Here is an 18,906-nt window from a genome sequence, read left to right as displayed (position 1 = left end):
CGACATACCCCACGCCCTTGGCGAGATCCCGCACCCGGCCGTGAACCGCGTCCGGACGGCATATGCACCGCCCTCCATTTCGCCTCGCCTGACGAAACCCACGCCCGTTGAAGGAGCTTGCACGCCGTGACTGATCCGACCGTACCTGCCGAGGCCGTCCATCACCTCTTCTCCTACGGCACCCTGCAATTGCCTGGGGTCCAGCTCTCCCGATTCGGCCGCCTGCTCGACGGCAGACCGGATGCCCTGCCCGGTCACCGCATGACGACCGTCCTGATCACCGACCCTGCCGTGATCGAGACCAGCGGTACCGACCGGCACCCCATGGTCGTCGTCTCTCCGGACCCACAGGACACCGTCGAGGGCCAGGTGTTCGTCATCAGCGACACCGAACTCGCCATGGCCGACGACTACGAGGTCGACGACTACGTTCGCGTCAGGGTGACGCTGCGGTCGGGAACGAATGCGTGGGCCTATCTGGAGCGCAAGGACACCGCGCAGCACCTGGACGTGAGGCAGTGGCTGCGGAGTCTGGAGGTGTTCGCCGGCCCGCTACCGGATTTCGATCCCGCCGCTGCCCCGGCCGATCCGGTCGAGTTGTTCCTCGAATGGCTGCGGGAGGCCGTCGCCGCGGGCGTGCCCGACCCGCACGCCATGACCCTGTCGACCATCGGTGAGGACGGCGGCCCGGACGCCCGCGTACTCATCCTGAAGAACGTGGACACCGACGGCTGGCAGTTCGCCGTCCACTCCGGCAGTCCCAAGGGCCGCCAGTTGGGCGGCCGGCCCCGCGCGGCACTCACCTTCTACTGGCCTCTCCAAGGCCGGCAGGTCCGGCTGCGAGGCACGGACGAACCGGCCTCCGCCGAGCAGAGCGCTGCGGATCTGCTGGCGCGCGCTCCCTCGGCTCGCGCTGAGGTTCTGCTCGGGCGCCAGAGCGAGCATCTGACCGATGCCGAAGAGCGTGACCGCGCGTTCCGTGCGGCCCTGGCCCGCATCGAGGCCGAACCCGATCTGATCAGCCCGGAGTGGACGCTCCACACTCTCGTTCCGTCCGAGATCGAGTTCTGGCAGGCGGACAAGGGCCGCCTCCACAATCGGCTGCGCTACGAACGCCGCGATCGCCACAGCCCGTGGGTGCGCCACATGCTCTGGCCCTAACTGCTCGCCCGTGCACAAGTCGTTGCCCGAGACGATCACGCTGGCTAGGTTATGAGCCATGGCGAAGGACGAATCCACGCGCGCGGCGCGACTGCTGGACGCCCAGGCCAAGGCCGAACGACTCTTCGCGGTGATCGAGAAGCGTGGGCTGGTCGCGCCGGGCGCGGGAGAGCGGGCGGTCAGCGACCGGGTCCGGGACCTCGCGGACGAGCTGTTCGGGACCACCCGACACTGGCACAAGCGGATCGTGCGCTCCGGGCCGAACACTCTGCGGCCGTACCGGGAGAACCCGCCGGACCGGGTGATCGGCGAGGATGACATCGTGTTCGCCGACTTCGGCCCCATCTTCGAGGACTACGAGGCCGACTTCGGCCGGACGTTCGTACTCGGCGACGACCCCGTCAAGCACCGCTTGCGCGACGACCTGTCGGAGATCTTCGCTGCCGGCAAGCGGTACTTCACCAAGCACGACGACATCACCGGAAAGCAGTTGTACGCCGAGGTGGAGCGCTACGCGGCGGAGGCCGGTTGGGCACTGGGCGGCTGGCACGCCGGGCACCTGGTGGGCGAGTTCCCGCACGAGCGGATCGACGGCGCGGAAACGGAGTCGTACATCACCCCCGACAACGACACCCCGCTGCGCCGCACCGACAAGGCCGGCCAGACCTGCCACTGGATACTGGAGGTCCATCTGGTCGACCGGGAGAGGGAGTTCGGCGGCTTCTACGAGGAGCTGCTCTCCCTCGGCTGACCGTCCACCGGCCGTGTGGAGGGCGGGCCAGACGCGGGCGCGGGTCAGGGGAGCCGGATGAAGCGGGCGCCGGTCGCGTCCCGCCGGGCATTGGCGAAGGCCGGCGCGACCGGAGGGAAGTGGGTGAGGGCCCGATGGCGACTGTGGTCTGCATGACTTGGACCTTGGCGCGGGGGACGTCGGCGTACTGAGGGAGCCGGAAGTGACAGAAGGCGGCCGTCTCGACCTGCACCGACGGTGAACGGGGTGCCGGGTCGTGGCGCCGTGAACTGCTCCGCGCGGGCCTACTACAGCGTCTGTGTACGGCGCTTCGGCAACTGCCCTCTGGATCGCCCGGTGCCTTGCAAGGCGTGAACACCTCCGCGGGAAAGACGTCTGTTGTCGACCGGCTCTGCAACTCCCGTCAGGGCTGGTCATTCACTGCGGCAGTGAGACGCGTAGCGAGCGTGGAGACTGCTGTGCGTAGTTCCTTCCCGCCATCGACGCGGAACGAGAAGGGTATCCTGGCCAGCCATTCTTGTGCATACATGTCTGGATTGCGTGTGCTGCCGACCAGCACGCATCCGTCTCCCAAGGGCTCCAGCCGTCCCATAGGGGGCCGGATCCAGGGGGCCACCTCACGCAGGGGCGCGTCGAATATGACTCGGGTGGAGAACTCCCACCCCTTACCCAGGTTCTCCTCGAGCACGGCCACCGGGTCGAGGTCTTCGGGGGGCTTGAACCCGTGCTCAGTCGGGCGGACGGAGTGGACCCGGTCGATGCGGTACGTGCGGATCGCGTCGGCGCGGTGGGAGTGGCACAGCAAGTACCAGCGGCCGTAGCGGATGACGATGGACCAGGGGTCCACCTCGGCCTCCCATTCGTTACCGTTGTCGCTGCGGTATGTGACTCGCACGCGGCGTCGGTCGGCGACGGCATCGACAAGAGAACTGGTCACGGCTGGATCCGGGCGGACCGTATAAGGGTCGGGCACAGCTGACGCGTACTGGCGCAGCAGTGCCGCTTGCTGGCCGACGCTCTCCGGAAGTGCCTTCACGACTTTGCCCAAGGCCGTACCGATCAAGTTCCCGGTGTCGCTCGCAGCCGGCTCGACACTGAGGACCGCCATCACGATGCCGAGCGCTTCGGCCTGCGTGAAGTGCACAGGGGGCAGCCGGGTTCCGCGCCCGAGGCGATATCCGCCGTGCGGCCCCCGGGCCGACTCGACGGGTATGCCGGCTTCTTTGAGGATGCCGACGTACCGGCGTGCGGCCCGCTCCGTGACTCCCAAGCGACCGGCGAGCTCGCCGGCTGTCGTTCCGGGGCGGGTCTGGAGGATCTCGAGCACGCGGAGTGCTCGCGCGGTGGGGCTGAGATCGTTCGGCACGGGAGCAGGCTAGTCCGCTCCGCCGAGCCGTCCTACGGTCGCATTCCCATGACTTCGCTTCAAACGCTTGGGGGCGCCCGGTCTGGTTGCGTCTGGGGGTGGCGGCCGGGTGTCGGGTGGGGCGGCGGGAGGTTGCAGCGCGTACCGGTAGTGGATTGTCCGGATCTCCTTCTACGGTGGCACTCCTGAACCGGAAGAGGGGAGATTGACCATGGACATCCTGCTGATCGGCGGCCTGTGGCTGAGTGGATCTGTGTGGGGGAACGTCGCGTCCGCGCTGGAAGACCTCGGCCATCGACCGGTGCCGCTCACCCTGCCGGGCCAGGGAGACGGCTCCGCGTCCGCCACGCTCGGTGACCAGCTGGCTGCGGTGCTCGCAGCCGTGGATGCCACGCCGGGCAAGCCCATGGTGGTGGGGCATTCTGCTGCCTGCTCGCTGGCCTGGATGGCCGCCGACCGGAGGCCGGAGCAGGTGGCGAAGGTCGCCCTCATCGGCGGCTTTCCGACCACCGATGGTCTGCCCTACGCCGACTTCTTCGAGGTGAAGGACGGCGTGATGCCATTCCCCGGCTGGGGTCCTTTCGAGGGGCCGGATGCCGCCGACCTCGATGAAGCGGCCAGGCGGGAGCTGGAGACCGGCGCGATCCCCGTGCCGGAAGGGGTGGCCAAGGGCGTGGTCCGGCTGGAAGACGAACGGCGCTTTGATGTCCCGGTGGTGGTCGTGTGCACCGAGTTCACGCCCGGGCAGGCTCGGGAGTGGATCGACTCCGGCGATGTCCCGGAGCTCGCTCGGGCCAAGCACGTCGATTTCGCTGACATCGACTCGGGGCACTGGCCCGTGATCACCAAGTCCGATGAGCTCGCCCGGATTCTGGCCGCGGCAGCCGACCCGGCGTGACGGGCACCGCCGGTATGTGCCATAAGGATTCTCATACGGACGTGGGGCGGTGAATAGGTCCTATGGCCCACGCCGAGACTCTCTGCCGGTCCGTCGTGCACGTATTGTCACTTCGTGGTCCGCGTCGCCCTGGCGGAGGCGCGACCGGCTGCCTTGCACACCTGCCGTGCCAGTAGAACAGCACAGCCTGGGGCCAGTGATGAGGCTTCACGAGTCCGGCCGGAGATTGATGCTCCGCATCACGTGGTCGAGTTGTGGCCCGTGAACAGAGAACACGCAAGTGTGTTGACGGAATGGGCTGGCAGGATCGCTTCTCATGAGTTCTGCCCAGTGGGGCACCCATGGTGTCGAGATGACCGCGGAGCGCGTGATCAAGCGGTTCGCGTCGAGGGACGACGGTCGCGCTGAACGTGAGTGGCGGGGACTGACACTGCTGTCTGCTCACGTTCTGGGGCTGGCGCCCGAGCCGTGGGCGGTGGATCTCGCCGCCGATGAGCCCGTCGTGGTGATGTATCGGGTGGCGGGTGATCCCCTGCGGGGCATGGTCCTGGGTAGGAGTGAGGTTGAAGCCTTGGCTGCCGCTGTGACTGCGCTCTTTGAAGCCGTGCCGGTACGAGATGGGTTCGGCGCTGATCGGGAGGGGGACGGACACGACCTCGTCATCGTTGAGCCCGGTGACAGGGCAGGGTCAGCGGCGTTCAGGACTCCACCAGAGTGCTACTGAGTGGGGACACGGCTCCGACGCTCTGCTCACGGTGCGATTTCGAAGCTTTGCTGCCCATCCGTCTTTCCGCGCGGATGGATGGTGGCTGCCTCCCTTTGAGACCTGGGCGCGGATTTGCGACAGGCCACGGCGTGAAATCGGCGGCTTCGTAGCTCTCCAGCATGGCGTCCATGATCAGTGTGCCTCGGTGTTGATCAGGGCGCAGGCGTACGCTGCCTCCTCTTCCTGAGCCTGTCCCCATCCGGAGACGGCTCGTAGGATGCAGCCGTGCCGAGGTTCGAAGAGGTCAAGGAAACGTTCTGGGGCGAGGGAGCATATGGAGTCCAGCCGGCGCTGACGGATCGAGCGGTCAGGGATGCTGAGCACGAGCTCGGCGTGACACTGCCGCCTTCCTTGCTCGATCTGCTGAGTGAGCAGAACGGTGGTGCGGTGGCCGACGCTTGGAACGCCGCCCCTGCCGCCGAGCCGACCTCATGGAGTCAGGATCATGTCCCTTTCGGAGAGTTGATGGGGATCGGCCACAGCGAGACCATGGTGTCCTTGCTGGACACGCCCTACCTGGTTGAGGAGTGGGGTCTGCCTTCGTCGATCGTCCTCGTTTCCGGCCACGGGCACTATTGGATCGCGCTCGACTATCGGGAATGCGGAAGCGACGGCGAACCCATGGTCACCTGGTTCGACATCGAGTTCGATGTAGAACTGCAGCTTGCCAAGGACTTCCGGTCATTTGTCGAAGGTCTCGTGTCTGACAAGATCTTTGGCAGCGAGGAAGTCTCCCGGGCCAGGGAACTTTCCTGATGCGGTGACGCGCGCGAGCCAGCGTTCGTAGCAGTCGGGAAGTCTTTGGCGGACGACACGTGCGGCCCATCCGAGTCACCAGGTCAGAACGCGGTCGGCGACTGGGTCTGTCAAGGCGATGTGGCAGAAGTCCGTGCAGCCCATCTGATGATGTGCACGAACAAATCATGCTCCTGCTTGCCGCGATACGCCGGAGTGAAGCGGCGGGGAGCCCCTGGCGGCTATCGAGGGCCCATCGCGGACAGTCGGCAGCTCTCCCGTGGGATGAAGCCGTCGAACGACGCCCGGAGACGGCCCGGGCCAGTGTTGAGCCGCGGCGACTGGTGGTGACAGGAGGCGGAATGGGATGGTCGGAACGTGAGTTCTTGGAGTGCAGCCCAGTCCGCATGCCGCTACAGACCGCGCAGTGCCTCGTACAGATCGCCATAGGCCGCCCAACAGAGGATGCTGCCGTCGTCGTACAGGCTGCCCATATACCAGTCGTCGTCATTGAAAGGCTTTACAAGGCACAAGCTGTGGAATCCAAGTACGATCTCCGGGTGCAGCACCTCGTCGTGGGCTTCGGGGCGGGCTACCCAATGCACCGCCCGGTTTGGATCCAGGGCGACAGCTTCTTGGTCCCCGGATACGTCACGGATCTGCTGAAGGGACCAACTCGGGGGTAGCTGTGCGTCTGCCATCCACGGATCGTCTCATCCGCCAGATGCGGAGGGCCAGCCTCATTTTTGGGGGACGAGGTGGGGCCGATTCGTGGCTGACTTTTGGGACCTGGCCATGGCGACCGGCGAACTAAGCACCCGTCAGGCTGCAGGATTCCCCGTGGCTCTCCGGTGGATCAGGCACGCTTGGGGCACGGGTCTCATTCGCCCGCGAACCACAGGTAACTGCCCGGGGTGGCGGACCGACTCGGTCGTCGAAGTTGGTGGAACCTGGAGCGGGTAGCCCCGGGCGACCACAGCCCCTGAACCGGCCGGACCTTGATCCTGAGAGCTGGCGGAAGGTTCAATCGCCGGGTGGCTGAGACTGACATTGACCTGGGAGTCGTGACGGCGCCGTCGGGAGTCATCGTGCTTGGGATGGCATCGTGGATCGACTACTGGCCGCAGCTGGGCCAACCGCTGTCCGCGCGCGCAATGGCAGCAGCTTCCATCGGCGGTGGGCATGTCCACGACTGGATGTGTGAGATGGTCGCGGTGTCCGCAGCGACTGACAGGCCGTTGCCGGTCAGGGCCAGCGCGACGGCGTCTCCGTTCGACGGCGGACAGACGATCGCGGTCCTCGAGATGGATCTCGGCCTGCCGTGGGCCGGCACCGCAGGGGACGAACCGATCGTTATCGGTGACCTGCCGGTCGACCGGGGCGGCATGGTGCTCGGTGACGCGGTGGCACTGGACTCCTGGACCGGAGACGGCCACCCGTCCACCGACGGTCTTGCCGACGTCATCTACTGGGGCGGCTACGCGAAGGCCGCCCACCTTCAATTCGGGGGAGAGTTGATCACTCGGCGCGGCAGCCAGGTGCGAGGGTGGCTCGACGTGCCTCTTGACCATGCTGCGGAGCTTGCCGACGCCCTCAACGCCTGGGAGGGCGACGAACAGGGCCGGGGCATCATGGTCGCGGTCGATGAGCACACCGATTTCCACCGCTTCAACCGGGCGAGTTGGACTCACCCGCTTCGGGTCGGCGCCATCGAGGTCGTTGGCTGCCCGGTAGTGGGAATCAACTGGGACAGCGGTGACCACGCGATGAGACACCGTGGCGAGCGCCGCTTCGGGCAGGTGTATCCCGTGACGCTTCAATGTGGCCCAAAGGGCGGGACAATGATGCGCTGGACGATCCCGTCCTACGTCCCGAGCCAAGAGCGCACAGGCTGATCGAGGGGGCACCAACGATCCCTTATGGGACTGCTTGGTTCTCGAGGTTCAGATCGGTGGAGATCTGGTCAGAGAACTCGCGGCGCGTGTCGCCCGGCGCCGGGCGGGGTGGCGTGGTGCTCCTCGAGCGCTCTGGGCTACGCGGTCTCCGCCTGTCCAATCTCCGTGCAGCCAGGATCTCTCAGACTTGGTGGTCTACGACGTAGGTCATCGAAGTCAGGCTCAAACACCTCCTGACCTGTGTCGAGAGCTTTTGCGAGATGCGGTCACGTGATCAGTCTGCCCTCCTGCCCATCGACAGGGTCTGGCAGCTGTTCCGTACCAGCCAGGAACCTTTTGCCCGAGTTGAGTTGGTGGTCGAGGTCGCCGGCCTGCAGGCGGGCAGCTAAGACCCACGCCCGGTGAGCCGATGAGTTCGTCCTTGCCGCACGGTCTGACTTCTTGAGCTCTCGACCCCAGCCGCGCGGAAGGTACCCGTCATATGAGCAAGGTGGTCTTGCACGTAACCATGTCACTCGACGGCTTCATGGCGGGTCCGGACATCAGTGTCGAACACCCCATGGGCCGGGGTGGTCTGCGCCTGCATGACTGGATTCTGAACACACCGACCAATGACGTCGACACTTCAGTGACGCAGGAGATTTCGGCGTCGACAGGTGCCGTCGTATTGGGCAGAAGGACATTCGACGTGGGTGTCCAGGTGTGGCAGGACACTCCCTTCCCGGTGCCGTGCTTCGTGCTCACGCACAACGCTCGAAGTCAGCGCGCCATGAAGAGTGGGACCTTCACCTTCATCACCAATGGTCTGAAAAGCGCGCTTCAGCAGGCGGAAGCAGTGGCGGACGGGAAAAACGTCGCACTGATGGGGGCGGACATCGCTCAGCAGGCGCTCGGCGCAGGACTCCTCGATGAGATCAATCTCCAGCTCGCGCCTGTGCTGATGGGCGACGGACGTCGGCTGTTCGAGCATCTGGGAACGGAACACCTCGAGCTGGAACGGACCAGAATCCTCTCCTCGCCGCTCGTCACGCATCTGCGCTTCCAGGTCCGTCGCGCCCGGAACCTGTCGGACGCGACAGCGCTGGACCACGGTCTGGAGGCCGACCGTCGACAGAACTGAGGGAATCCACCGAACGGCTGGGAGAGGTCAGCTGGCGGCGTTCGCGAAGGCAGGTAGTGACGGGGGCTTGCCGCCTGTCGGCTACGTTCGGCATGTCGCACGCATTGGTGCTTACGGCATTTGGTGTGCACGACCTGCTGAGCCAGCTGCCCTGCTCCCCCGAACGGCGACCGACCTCTGCGACGCCGACCTCTTCGGCAGGGGTGCTGCTGGTGATCTTCGGGCGATGTCGTACTGGGGTCGGCTGTCATTGCAGCTCAGGCGGCTGCCACAGGCAACATCACGCGCGACGTCGCACGTAATGAGTGCGGCCTGCTCTTTGACGGTCGCCCTACCCCGCACAGGCGTAGCTCGATCAGCCCACCGAGGAACCTGCAAGCCAAACAGTCCAATTGCACCAAATTCCTGAAACACCCGGTCCTGCGGGCCTCACTTCGTGGCTGTGTCGTACCGGGCACGGTTCTGGCTGATTTCGTCGTGGTGGAGGCCGGCCCAGTCGATCAGAGACACCACGATGTCGTGGAGGGTGAGGCCGAGGGGGTGAGGTTGTACTCGACTCGCGGCGGGACCTCGGCGTAGGGGGTGCGAGTGATCAGTCCGTCGCGGTGCAACTGGCGCAGGGTGAGGGTCAGCATGCGCTGGGAGATGCCGGGGATGCGGCGCAGCAGGTCGGTGTAGCGCAGCGGTCCGTCGTTGAGGGTGGCGATCACAAGTGCGCTCCATTTGTCGCCGGCCCGGTCCATGATCTGCCGGATGATTGCCCTGTTCTCCGCCGGCCAGCGGGCGCAGGGCCCAGAGCTTGCGACGGTGTCCGTCTTGACCGCGGTGTCCCCTGCGGTGGCGTCCATGGCGCACACTCCCTTCCGGTTGCACACACCCATGTGCCTTTTGTACGGCCTCCCATACTGGCTCATCATGGCGCTGCGCCCAAAGCGTAGGTAGTGGAGGTGGCGGCGTTGAAGGTGGAATTCTGGTCCGACCTCACCTGTCCGTGGTGCGGTCTGGGCAGCCATCGTCTCGACAAGGCCGTCCAAAGGTTCGCCCATGGCGGCGACATCGAGGTTTTTCACCGTTCTTTCCCGCTGGACCCCGGCCTTTCGAGCAGCCCCGCGGTGTCCACCCGACAGATGCTGAAGCAGAAGTACGGGATGGACGACGCTCAGGCCGAAGCGGCGACCCGCCGGGTCGAGGTACTGGCGGAGCGCGAAGGGCTGCAGCCGTACGTCGTGCTGGACAACAAGAAGGCCAACACCCAACTGGCCCATGAATTCCTTGCCCATGCCACTGCACGGGGCATGCACAGGCAGGCGTGGCAGCTGAGCTTTCGCGCGTATTTCGGCGAGGTCCGCTCGCTGTTCGACGTTGACGCGCTGCTTGAACTGAGCGACGAGCTCGGGTTGGACCGCGACGAGACCCGACAGGCCCTGACGGACCGCCGCTTTCGACAGCAGGTCCAGGACGAGGCCCGCCGCGCCAGGGAACTCGGCGCCCGTGGGGCCCCCTTCCTCGTCATCGACGGCCAGTACGCCATCCCTGGCGCCCAGGACACCGACACACTCCTCGGCGCTTTTCAGCAGGTGTGGGACGCCACCCACCCGCCGCTCGCCCACACCTCGGTGGAGGACGCCGATGGGATCTGCTGCCCGGACGGATGCGCACTGCCCGGCGATGACGCTGCCGGTGGCTGAAGCGGCTTCGCTCCGCGGCCTTCACAGCCCGATGGGGTCGCACAATGCGCGACACCACTCCTTTTTCCATCTCCCATACGACAGGAATCGTTTGTCATGTCCTACTTGCTGCACGTCGACTCCTCCTCCCTTGGTACCGCTTCGGTCTCCCGCCAGGTCGCCGACTCTTTCCGGGACGCCTGGACGGGCGAGGTCGTCCACCGGGACCTGGCCGCCTCACCTGTGCCGCACCTGAGTGCGGCCGGCCTCTCCGCTCGGTCCACGGACCCCGCCCAGCACACCGCGGAGCAGGCTGCGGCTGCCGCCGTCCAGGAGGAGCTCATCGCGGAGTTCCTCGGGGCCAGTGCCTACCTGTTCACCGTGCCGATGTACAACCGCACGATGCCCTCGGTGTTCAAGGCCTGGCTCGACCAGGTCATCTTCCCCGGCCGGACCATCAACCCCACGGGTGCACCCGCTGCCGGGCGCCCGGCCGTGCTGATCTCGCCCGTGGCGGCGGCTACGGCCCTGGCACGCCCAACCACGGCAAGGACTTCCTTGTACCGACCCTGGAGTCCGTCCTGGGCGACCCCGCCTACCTGAGCCTCGACGTCACCACCCTCACCGCCGAGCTGACCAAGGCCCCCGTCGTCCCGGCGCTCGCCCACCTCATCCCTGCCCACGAGACCTCCCTGGCCAATGCCCACGAGCAGGCCCGTCTGCAGGCCGAGAAGATCAGCCAGCAGCTCGCCACGTGACTTGATACGGCACCGCCGCCGCGGTGCGGCCGACACGACTCCATCGCCCCGGGCGTGGCGCAGACCTGACCCGCGTCTGGTGTGCGGCGGCGGGACGGTCGGGGCGCGGAGGCGTTCGTCGATCCCCATGCGCAGTTGTGGCCGCCGTCGATCGCCTTTGCCATGGGGATGCGTACTGCGCACGGCCGGTACGGACGTCAGCCGTGATAGCGCGCCTTGGCTGCTGGAACTGAGCCGCCCGAGGGCTGGTGCCGTCGGCGTCGGCTGTGCAAGCCGCGCATGTACATTCATGGAGCTGTCGGCGCGGCTGCGCAGCCACGAGCCCATGAACATCGGTGAGTGTCGGGTCCTGGACTCGCCCTCGCTGCATCGCTGTCTGTGCAGCAATTCGGGGTTCGTCGCACAGCCGGCATGGTGTGTCGGCGTGGGGGACTGGGGACTGGGGACTGGTGGCCGGGACGGCCCAGGGGCCTGACCGCGGTGTGGGTGGCCGTGTTGCCGGATCGCGTCCGGTGGTTGTGTGACAGGTCGGGTTTGGCGGGTGAGCCGTCGCTATGACCAGCCTCGCTGGTGTCAGATGAGAAGGATCTGATGCCGAGTTCGGGGAAACGGATGTTGATTGAGCGGGTCCGGAACATTTCCGGACTCCTGGAACACCCGGTCGGCAGGATGCGATAGGGGCTGATGACTGGGACGGATATCGTCCTGGCATGACACAAGAGTTCGATCTTGCCGCGTCGCTCGCCAGAGGCGTCGAAGGCCGCCGTGGTGCATGGGCCTTCATCCGGGGCTTCGCCGCCCACTGGGTCGGCGCCGCTCTGGGAAGCGATGACGGGTGGACGGAAGCCGATCTCGACGCTGCCGAGGAGCGACTGGGGCTGCGGCTGCCGACGGCGCTGCGCGAGGCATATCTGCTGTTCGGACGCCGGCAGGATCTCACCAGCAACCACGATGTGCTGCTCAGTCCTGCCAAGCTGTACGTCGATGACGCCAAAGAGGTCCTGGTCTTCCGTCACGAGAACCAGGGAGCCGCTTCCTGGGGCATCTTCCTCGACAGCGTCCATGAGGAAGATCCTGCGGTGTTCATCAGGCTTGACCTTGCCGACAAGAGCGCCGAGCGGTGGGAGGACTGGCTGGAACGTCTCTCCCTTTACTTCATCGAGATCACCTTGTCGGAGTCCCTGCAGGCCGATGAAGAGGTCTGCGACTACCTCGACCCGGATGGCAACAGCCTCGAACTGCTGGAGACGCATTCCGTCCGGCTCCCGTTCCCGTCCTACCCCATCGGCGAGGAGACCCGGTGGTTCCTGGGTCAGGACGTCCTTCTGCGCGATGACGACGGCGCGGCCATCCTGGCTCGCGGCCGGACGGCAGGAGACCTCGATCGCATTCGTGACCTGATCCCCGGCGACTGGCTCCACGACTATTGCTGACCCGTCCCCGACTCCTGCGGACCGAACTGCCCACATTTGTCGGCGTACACGTGAACGATTAAGGAGTACGCCGACACCTACCGCCTGCTCACCACGCTGAGCGACCACCGCACCGACCTGGCAGACGACCTGGTCGGTCTCTATCACGAGCGCTGGGAGATCGAGACCGCCTGTCTGGCACTGCGTCACACCCTGCTCAAAGGGCGCGTTCTACGGTCGAAGGACCCGGTGGGCCTCACACAGGAGATGTGGGCACTTCTGACCGTCTACCAGGCTCTGCGCTCGATGATGGTGACCGCAGTGGAGACAGTGCCTGGCTGTGATCCCGACCGAGCCGGCTTCACCGTGGCCCTGGAGGCCGCGCGCGACACTGTCGTTGGCGTTGCGGGGACGGCTGCGGCCGCAAACTCCGAGCGGACGCCCCGACCTGGTAGGACACATTGGCACCCACGTCCTGAAGGCGTTGCTTCCCAAGCGCCGAATGCGGCTGTCCGCTCGCATCGTCAAGTGCGGTACATCCCGCTACAACATCTGGAACCGCGACGGGCGGCCTCGCGACAGTACGCCGATCACCGCCATTGTCATCACCGTGCATCCACCGGTTCTCCCCGCCACACATGCCCCAGACCGGGCCGCTTCCGGCCGCTGGGGGCAGGTCTGCCGGATCTTGGCGGAGAACTCCAACCAGGCCATGCACGCCCGTGACATCGCAGGGCATCTCGGCCTCATCGCCACCGAGCGTGTGCTGAGCGGCTTCAACGCGCAGCTCTGCTACTGGGCGCGTAACGGCCGACGCATCCGTACGGCACCGAGTACGTACAAGCTCCCTCATCCTGAGGCCTTGACATTGTCAACCGAGCCTGAACTTCGTGGCATTGGTCGAGCATCTCCCGGTGGCAGAACCCCTCCGGCCGCCCGCCGTGGCCCTCCAGCCAGGGCGGGACCGGCATCGCATCCCGGACCACACCCCACTCGGCGTCCGACATGTCCGAGGGGTAACCCGGGCGCCTGTACGGACGGTCCGCGGCGTTCCCGAACCGGTGAGCGAGACAGTCACACTCCAGAGGCCCCGAGTTGGACTCCATCGGCACCGGCACGGACAACTGCAGCACCAGGGGCCTCCTGTTGCTCTATATGGATTCGACACCCACGAGCTGTGCAGGAGGCCCCCTCCCATGCGCGGCCGACCCGAAGATCACCCGACCGAGCCGACACCCTCGAACTCACGCCCACCACGGGCGATACAGCAGCGGCTACTCTGATGATCGGGCTACCGGCAAGGGCTCAGCAGACGTCGACTATGTCGATCATGTTGTCCCAGGGGGTGTTCGAGAGGCTGTCCTCCGTGTGGTACGCCGTGCTGCCGAACTTGTAAACCTTCCGGCCCTCCCAGTTGTAGAACCGAGCCACCGTGCCGGTGGTCTGATTGTTCTTGTACGAGGTGAGGGTGTCGTTGTTGAAGCTGTAGTCGTTCAGGTCGTAGTCCCGACACTGGTAGAACGACACCTTGCTGTCGGTCCAGTTGGGACCGGTCCACAGGCACAGGTACTCGTAGGTGCAGCTGGTGTTGGCCACACCGGGCACGGACACCGTGATGATCGCGCTGCCGTCCTTCGCCCGGATCTCGTTGTACGCCACCTGTTCCGCCGGAACCTTGATGTCCGCCAGCTGGGCGTCCACCCGGTCCTGCAGCTGGGCTGCCTGCCGGCTCGAAAGGCCCACCGCTTTCGCCTGCGCCGCGTACTTCGACTCGGCCGACTGCGCGGTCCGGTCCGTGGCGGCCGCGGCCGCGGTGCCGGCTCCGACTGCCAGCGCCATGACACACAGCACGGCTGAGACGGGCTTCGTGATCCGGGATCGGAACTTCATGGGTTTCCTCCGTCGGTTGGTTTCGCTTCATGAGCGGCTCTGGGCGCGGGCAGAACCCTCCGGCGACTGATGCGGCCGGGCCTGACTCCCCTGGGCCGTCCGGCGAGACAGCAGGGTTCGCCAGGCCGCGTGGGGCGCGGCCAGGTGCATGCAGTCACGACCGGATCTGTTGTTCCGCTGGGGAGCCGTAGGCATGACCGCCTCCCCAGCAGCAGCCCCATCCCTCGGTACCGCTCGCCAACCGATCTCAGCGGCTGGCCTATTGGTTGGCAGGGCTGTTCCGGCGGCCAATCAATGCCCGGGGGTGACGTTTCGGGCCGGGTCGGGGGGTGCAGAGGTTGAGGTGTCCGGTGTGGATGGGTGGCGAGGGGGGCGGGTATGGCGGGACGTCGTGAGGTGCCGGTGGATCCGGGGGCGGGTCCGGTGCAGCGGTTCGCGTTCGAGTTGCGCAAGCTGCGGACGGAGGTGGGCGGGATGACGTATCGGGCGATGGCCGAGCGGGCCGGCTACTCGGGCACGACCCTGTCGCAGGCGGCGGCGGGCGGACAGCTGCCCACGCTGGCGGTGACCTTGGCCTACGTGTCGGCATGCGGGGGCGATGCGGTCGAGTGGGAAGCCCGGTGGAGACAGGCCGTGGACGACGCCGCCGCGGTCGGCGCGGAGGAGGAGAGCGGTGAGGGTGCGGATGCGCCCTATCGGGGGCTGGCCCGGTTCGAGCCGGGCGACAGCGGACTCTTCTTCGGCCGGGACCGGCTCACTACCGACCTGCTGGATCTGCTGCGGCGCCGGCGGTTCGCCGCGGTGTTCGGCCCGTCCGGCAGCGGCAAGTCCTCCCTGCTGCGTGCGGGCCTGATCCCCGCCCTCCAGCACTCCCGGGAGCCCGGCTTGCGGCCGGCCGTGATCCAGATCCTGACGCCCGGCGACCACCCCGCACGCGCCCTCGTCTCGCTCCTCGACGCGAGCAGACCCGGCGACGGCGGCACGGATACGTTGGTGATCGTCGACCAGTTCGAGGAGGTTTACACCCTCTGCCAGGATCCAGCGGAACGTACCCGCTTCATCGACCTCCTGCTCGCCGCCCTCCTACCGGCAAGCCGATTCAAGGTGCTGATCGCGGTCCGCGCCGACTTCTACGGCCGCTGCGCCGAACACCACGCCCTGGCCGGCGCACTGCGCGACGCCAACCTGCTGGTCACTGCGATGAACCGGGACGAACTGCGCGACGCCATCGTCAAACCGGCCGCAGCCATCGGACTGACCCTGGAACGCGCCCTGACCGCCCGCATCATCGAGGACGTCGCCGATGAGTCCGGCGCCCTGCCTCTGATGTCGCACGCGCTGCTGGAGACCTGGCGAAGACGCAGAGGAAGAGCACTCACTGAGGCCGCGTACGATGCCGTCGGCGGGGTGAGCGGTGCCATCGCCCGAACCGCAGAGCGTCTCTACACTCAACTTTCTCCTGCACAGGCCGCTGTCGCCCGCGATCTGCTGCTGCGGCTCATCACCCCCGGTGAAGGAGCCCAGGACACCCGTCGCCCGGCTCTCCGCACCGAACTGGCCGCAGGCACCCGCGGGGATGCTGCGCTGGTACTGGAACGACTGGCCCGCGCTCGTCTGGTCACCCTCGCTGACGACACCGTTGACCTCGCCCACGAAGCCCTGATCACTGCATGGCCGCGACTGCGTATGTGGATCGAGACCGGCCGCGAACAATTGCGCGCACACCGGCGTCTGACCAATACGGCCGGGGAGTGGGCGGAGCACGGCAGGGACGACGGGGTGCTCTACCGCGGCGTACGGCTGGCCGAGTGGGACGACCGGGACACCGGCCGGCTCAATGATCTCGAACGCGAGTTCCTGGCGGCGAGCCGCGACCGCGCACAGGCCGAGCGGGCGGCGGTGAGGCGCCGTGTGCGGCTGACCGTGAGTGGGCTCTTGGCGGCGGTGGTCGCACTGGCCGTTCTCGCGGGCGTCGCGTTCGTACAGGCCCGGCGGGCGGAGGCCGGGCAGGCGCTCGCGTTCTCGCGGCAACTCGTGGCGAGCGCGCGTGGCCAGGCCGAGCTCGACCCTGAGCTGGGCCTGTTGCTGGCTACCAGTGCCTACGGGACCAGTGCGACCGACGAGACCGAGGCGGCACTGCGCCAAGCCGTGTTCGAGTCACGAGTGAGGGCTGTGCTCGCCAGTCACGACGGGCAGGTGCTCGGGGTCTCGTTCAGTCCGGACGGCCGGTACCTCGCCACCAGCGGCGGCGACGGCGCGATACGGGTGTGGCGGTACGGCACGACGCTGCGAGACCCAGTGGTGCTGCGCGGCCGCGACGGCGAGGTGTGGACGCCGGTGTTCAGCCCGGACGGCACCCGGATCGCGGCAGCTGGCGAGGACGGCACAGTCTCGGTATGGAAGTGGGCGAGCGGCGCCGAGCCGGTGATCCTGCGAGGCCACACGGGACAGGTGTGGAGCGCCACGTTCAGCCCGGACGGCAGCAGCGTCGCCAGCGCCAGTGACGACGGCACCGTACGGATCTGGAACGCCACAGGGAGAGGCGAACCGGTCGTGCTGCGCGGCCACGAGGGGTGGACGCTCGGCGTCTCGTTCAGCCCCGACGGAAGCCGCCTCGCCAGCAGCGGCGGAGACGGAACGGTACGCGTTTGGGACGTCAGGAGCCGGCGGACGACCGTGGTGCTGCGCGGGCACAGCAATTCCGTGGAGGCGGTCGCCTTCAGCCCTGACGGACAGCGCATAGCCACCGCGAGCACCGACGGGACCGCGCGCCTGTGGGACCCCGACGCCCCCGCCGAGTCGGTCGTGCTCGGCAGCCACGACGGCACGGCAGAGGGCATCGGCTTCAGCCGAGACGGCGCCCGGGTCGCCAGCACGGGCAACGACGGCACCGTACGGATCTGGAACGTGCATCACCGCGCCGCACCGCTGATCCTGCGCGGGCATCGCGGCACCGTGACCGCAGTCGCGTTCGCCGCCGACGGACGGCGCCTGGTGAGCACCAGCGAGGACGGCACCGTACGGATCTGGGAGGCGGCCCCGACGGGCAGCGACAGCGTCCTGACCGGTCACGACGGGCCGGTGTGGGCGACGGTGCCCAGCCGGGACGGCCGCCGGCTCGCCAGCGCCGGCGCCGACGGGACCGTGCGCGTCTGGCGAACCGAGAGCACCGCCCCGCCGACCGTGCTGCGCGAGCACGACGGCGAGGTCCTCGGCGTGGCATTCAGCCCGGACGCCCGCCGGGTGGCCGGAACCGGCGACGACGGGACCACACGGATCTGGCCGGTGGACAACGCGGCGAAACCCGTCGTACTGCGCGGCCACGACGGGCCGGTGTGGACCGCGGAGTTCAGCCCCGACGGACGCCGTCTGGTCACCGGCGGCAGCGACGGCACCGTACGGATCTGGCGCACCACTCCGGGCGCGGAACCCTTGGTGGTCGACACCGGCCAGGACAAAGTGCGGTACGTCGCCTACAGCCCCGACGGGCGACACGTGGCCGCGGCCGGCCTGGACGGCACCATCCACGTCCTGGACCCCGCCACCGGCAAGGATCTGCACGTCCTCCGTGGTCACAAAGGCCTGGTGTGGACGGTGGCGTTCAGCCCCGACGGACGGCATCTCGTCAGCGGCGGCAACGATGGATCGGCCAGGCTGTGGGATCTGACCAAGCCCGGCAGACCGCGGGTACTGAACGGACATCAGGGAGTTGTCTGGAGCGTGTCGTTCGGTTCCGACGGCCGTCGGGTGGTGACCAGCGGCAACGACGCGACCACCCGGATCTGGAGCACCACCGACAACAGCCCGCCCGTCGTCCTGCACGGATTCGGTGCCTCTGTAGAGAACACGAACGTCCTGCCCGGCAATCGGTTCGTCAGCTCGCACGACGACGGCACCGTACGCGTCTGGACATGCCTGCCCTGCGCACCGATTGACGAGGTCCTGCGGCGTGCCCGGGACGGCATCACCCGTGAACTGACCCAGGAGGAACGGGCCAGTTACCTCAACGAGTCAGCCGGATGAGTCGGCTCTGGCGGGCTGTGGCCGACGGCGAGTGAGCCGTGCACCTCGGACTCCTCGCCCGCTGCCAGCCCCCTCGACGGCGGTCACGGCGGTCCTGTGGTCCGGCCCAGCGCAAGCCCGCCACGAAGACGAGAACCCGGTCAACACGCTCACGCCGATCGCACATGATCGTTCTCGGCGCCAATGGCTGTTCCGCAGTCCCGAGGCCGGAGGGGGCATGAGGGAGAAGCTGGTCCGAGGGAGCGCGGGCGTACAGCAAAGAGGCCGGCTCCCCGCTGTGCGGGGACCGGCCCTTGCTGTGGGTCTTAGACGACAACGCCGAGATGACTGCTGTGCGTGTCGTCCACCGGTTCGGTGAAGTCAGGGGGACTGACGGCAGTGCTGGCAGGGGAGCCGTGGGGTGTGTCACCGCGTCCCGGACGTTGAGCTCCACCTTGATCGGCGCCAGCCGCAGCCCGGCAGGT

The 18,906-nt window shown here is 67.3% G+C and carries 15 protein-coding genes; 11 read left to right on the top strand and 4 right to left on the bottom strand.

What is annotated here, in order from left to right; genetic code table 11:
- Positions 1–126: 126 nt before the first annotated feature.
- Both DN051_RS47500 and DN051_RS01635 read left to right on the top strand, forming a co-directional pair.
- Positions 127–1,161, top strand: a complete 1,035-nt coding sequence (locus DN051_RS47500; RefSeq protein WP_342781525.1) for a pyridoxal 5'-phosphate synthase — start codon at positions 127–129, stop codon at positions 1,159–1,161.
- Positions 1,162–1,219: 58 nt separating this feature from the next.
- Positions 1,220–1,912 carry a M24 family metallopeptidase gene (locus tag DN051_RS01635; protein ID WP_112437696.1) on the top strand — a complete coding sequence of 231 codons (693 nt, stop codon included), beginning with the start codon at positions 1,220–1,222 and terminating at the stop codon, positions 1,910–1,912.
- A gap of 403 nt (positions 1,913–2,315) precedes the next feature.
- Here the strand turns inward: DN051_RS01635 and DN051_RS01625 are convergent, their stop codons facing one another.
- Positions 2,316–3,278 (bottom strand): helix-turn-helix transcriptional regulator, encoded by a 963-nt coding sequence (locus DN051_RS01625; RefSeq protein ID WP_053757221.1) that lies wholly within the window; start codon positions 3,276–3,278, stop codon positions 2,316–2,318.
- 211 nt (positions 3,279–3,489) lie between these two features.
- Between DN051_RS01625 and DN051_RS01620 the strand changes: the two genes are divergently transcribed.
- From DN051_RS01620 to DN051_RS01610, 3 genes are all read left to right on the top strand, one after another.
- Positions 3,490–4,176 carry an alpha/beta fold hydrolase gene (locus DN051_RS01620; protein WP_112437695.1) on the top strand — a complete coding sequence of 229 codons (687 nt, stop codon included), beginning with the start codon at positions 3,490–3,492 and terminating at the stop codon, positions 4,174–4,176.
- 352 nt (positions 4,177–4,528) lie between these two features.
- On the top strand, positions 4,529–4,900 hold the full coding sequence (locus DN051_RS01615; protein WP_162624779.1) for a hypothetical protein: 372 nt from the start codon (positions 4,529–4,531) through the stop codon (positions 4,898–4,900).
- 267 nt (positions 4,901–5,167) lie between these two features.
- The gene (locus DN051_RS01610; protein WP_112437693.1) at positions 5,168–5,698 is read left to right on the top strand and encodes an SMI1/KNR4 family protein; all 531 of its coding nucleotides are present in this window, start codon (positions 5,168–5,170) and stop codon (positions 5,696–5,698) included.
- Between the two features lie 392 nt (positions 5,699–6,090).
- Here the strand turns inward: DN051_RS01610 and DN051_RS01605 are convergent, their stop codons facing one another.
- Complete coding sequence (locus DN051_RS01605; RefSeq protein ID WP_246040842.1) at positions 6,091–6,378, bottom strand: hypothetical protein; 288 nt, start codon at positions 6,376–6,378, stop codon at positions 6,091–6,093.
- A 333-nt stretch (positions 6,379–6,711) separates the two neighbouring features.
- Between DN051_RS01605 and DN051_RS46285 the strand changes: the two genes are divergently transcribed.
- Positions 6,712–7,572 carry a hypothetical protein gene (locus tag DN051_RS46285; RefSeq protein WP_246040841.1) on the top strand — a complete coding sequence of 287 codons (861 nt, stop codon included), beginning with the start codon at positions 6,712–6,714 and terminating at the stop codon, positions 7,570–7,572.
- Between the two features lie 481 nt (positions 7,573–8,053).
- Complete coding sequence (locus DN051_RS01590; RefSeq protein WP_112437692.1) at positions 8,054–8,692, top strand: dihydrofolate reductase family protein; 639 nt, start codon at positions 8,054–8,056, stop codon at positions 8,690–8,692.
- 500 nt (positions 8,693–9,192) lie between these two features.
- On the opposite strand, the gene DN051_RS01585 is transcribed toward DN051_RS01590, so the two are convergent.
- The gene (locus DN051_RS01585; protein ID WP_342781524.1) at positions 9,193–9,540 is read right to left on the bottom strand and encodes a winged helix-turn-helix transcriptional regulator; all 348 of its coding nucleotides are present in this window, start codon (positions 9,538–9,540) and stop codon (positions 9,193–9,195) included.
- A gap of 99 nt (positions 9,541–9,639) precedes the next feature.
- Between DN051_RS01585 and DN051_RS01575 the strand changes: the two genes are divergently transcribed.
- The 3 genes from DN051_RS01575 to DN051_RS01565 all read left to right on the top strand — a co-directional run bounded on the left by DN051_RS01575 (position 9,640) and on the right by DN051_RS01565 (position 12,550).
- Entirely contained in the window at positions 9,640–10,380 is a 741-nt protein-coding gene (locus DN051_RS01575) for a DsbA family oxidoreductase (RefSeq protein ID WP_246040840.1), read from the top strand.
- 96 nt (positions 10,381–10,476) lie between these two features.
- A complete protein-coding gene (locus tag DN051_RS01570) occupies positions 10,477–10,962 on the top strand; it encodes an NAD(P)H-dependent oxidoreductase (RefSeq protein ID WP_342781523.1) in 486 nt (161 codons plus the stop codon).
- Between the two features lie 865 nt (positions 10,963–11,827).
- Positions 11,828–12,550, top strand: a complete 723-nt coding sequence (locus DN051_RS01565; RefSeq protein WP_112437690.1) for an SMI1/KNR4 family protein — start codon at positions 11,828–11,830, stop codon at positions 12,548–12,550.
- A gap of 1,284 nt (positions 12,551–13,834) precedes the next feature.
- On the opposite strand, the gene DN051_RS01550 is transcribed toward DN051_RS01565, so the two are convergent.
- Complete coding sequence (locus DN051_RS01550) at positions 13,835–14,419, bottom strand: hypothetical protein (RefSeq protein WP_112437689.1); 585 nt, start codon at positions 14,417–14,419, stop codon at positions 13,835–13,837.
- Positions 14,420–14,797: 378 nt separating this feature from the next.
- On the opposite strand from DN051_RS01550, the gene DN051_RS01545 reads away from it, so the two are divergent.
- A complete protein-coding gene (locus DN051_RS01545; protein ID WP_112437688.1) occupies positions 14,798–18,442 on the top strand; it encodes an nSTAND1 domain-containing NTPase in 3,645 nt (1,214 codons plus the stop codon).
- The last annotated feature ends 464 nt before the right edge of the window (positions 18,443–18,906 follow it).

This window comes from Streptomyces cadmiisoli (genome assembly GCF_003261055.1).
GTDB classification, from domain to species: domain Bacteria; phylum Actinomycetota; class Actinomycetes; order Streptomycetales; family Streptomycetaceae; genus Streptomyces; species Streptomyces cadmiisoli.
This window is presented reverse-complemented; position numbering and strand designations above follow the sequence as displayed.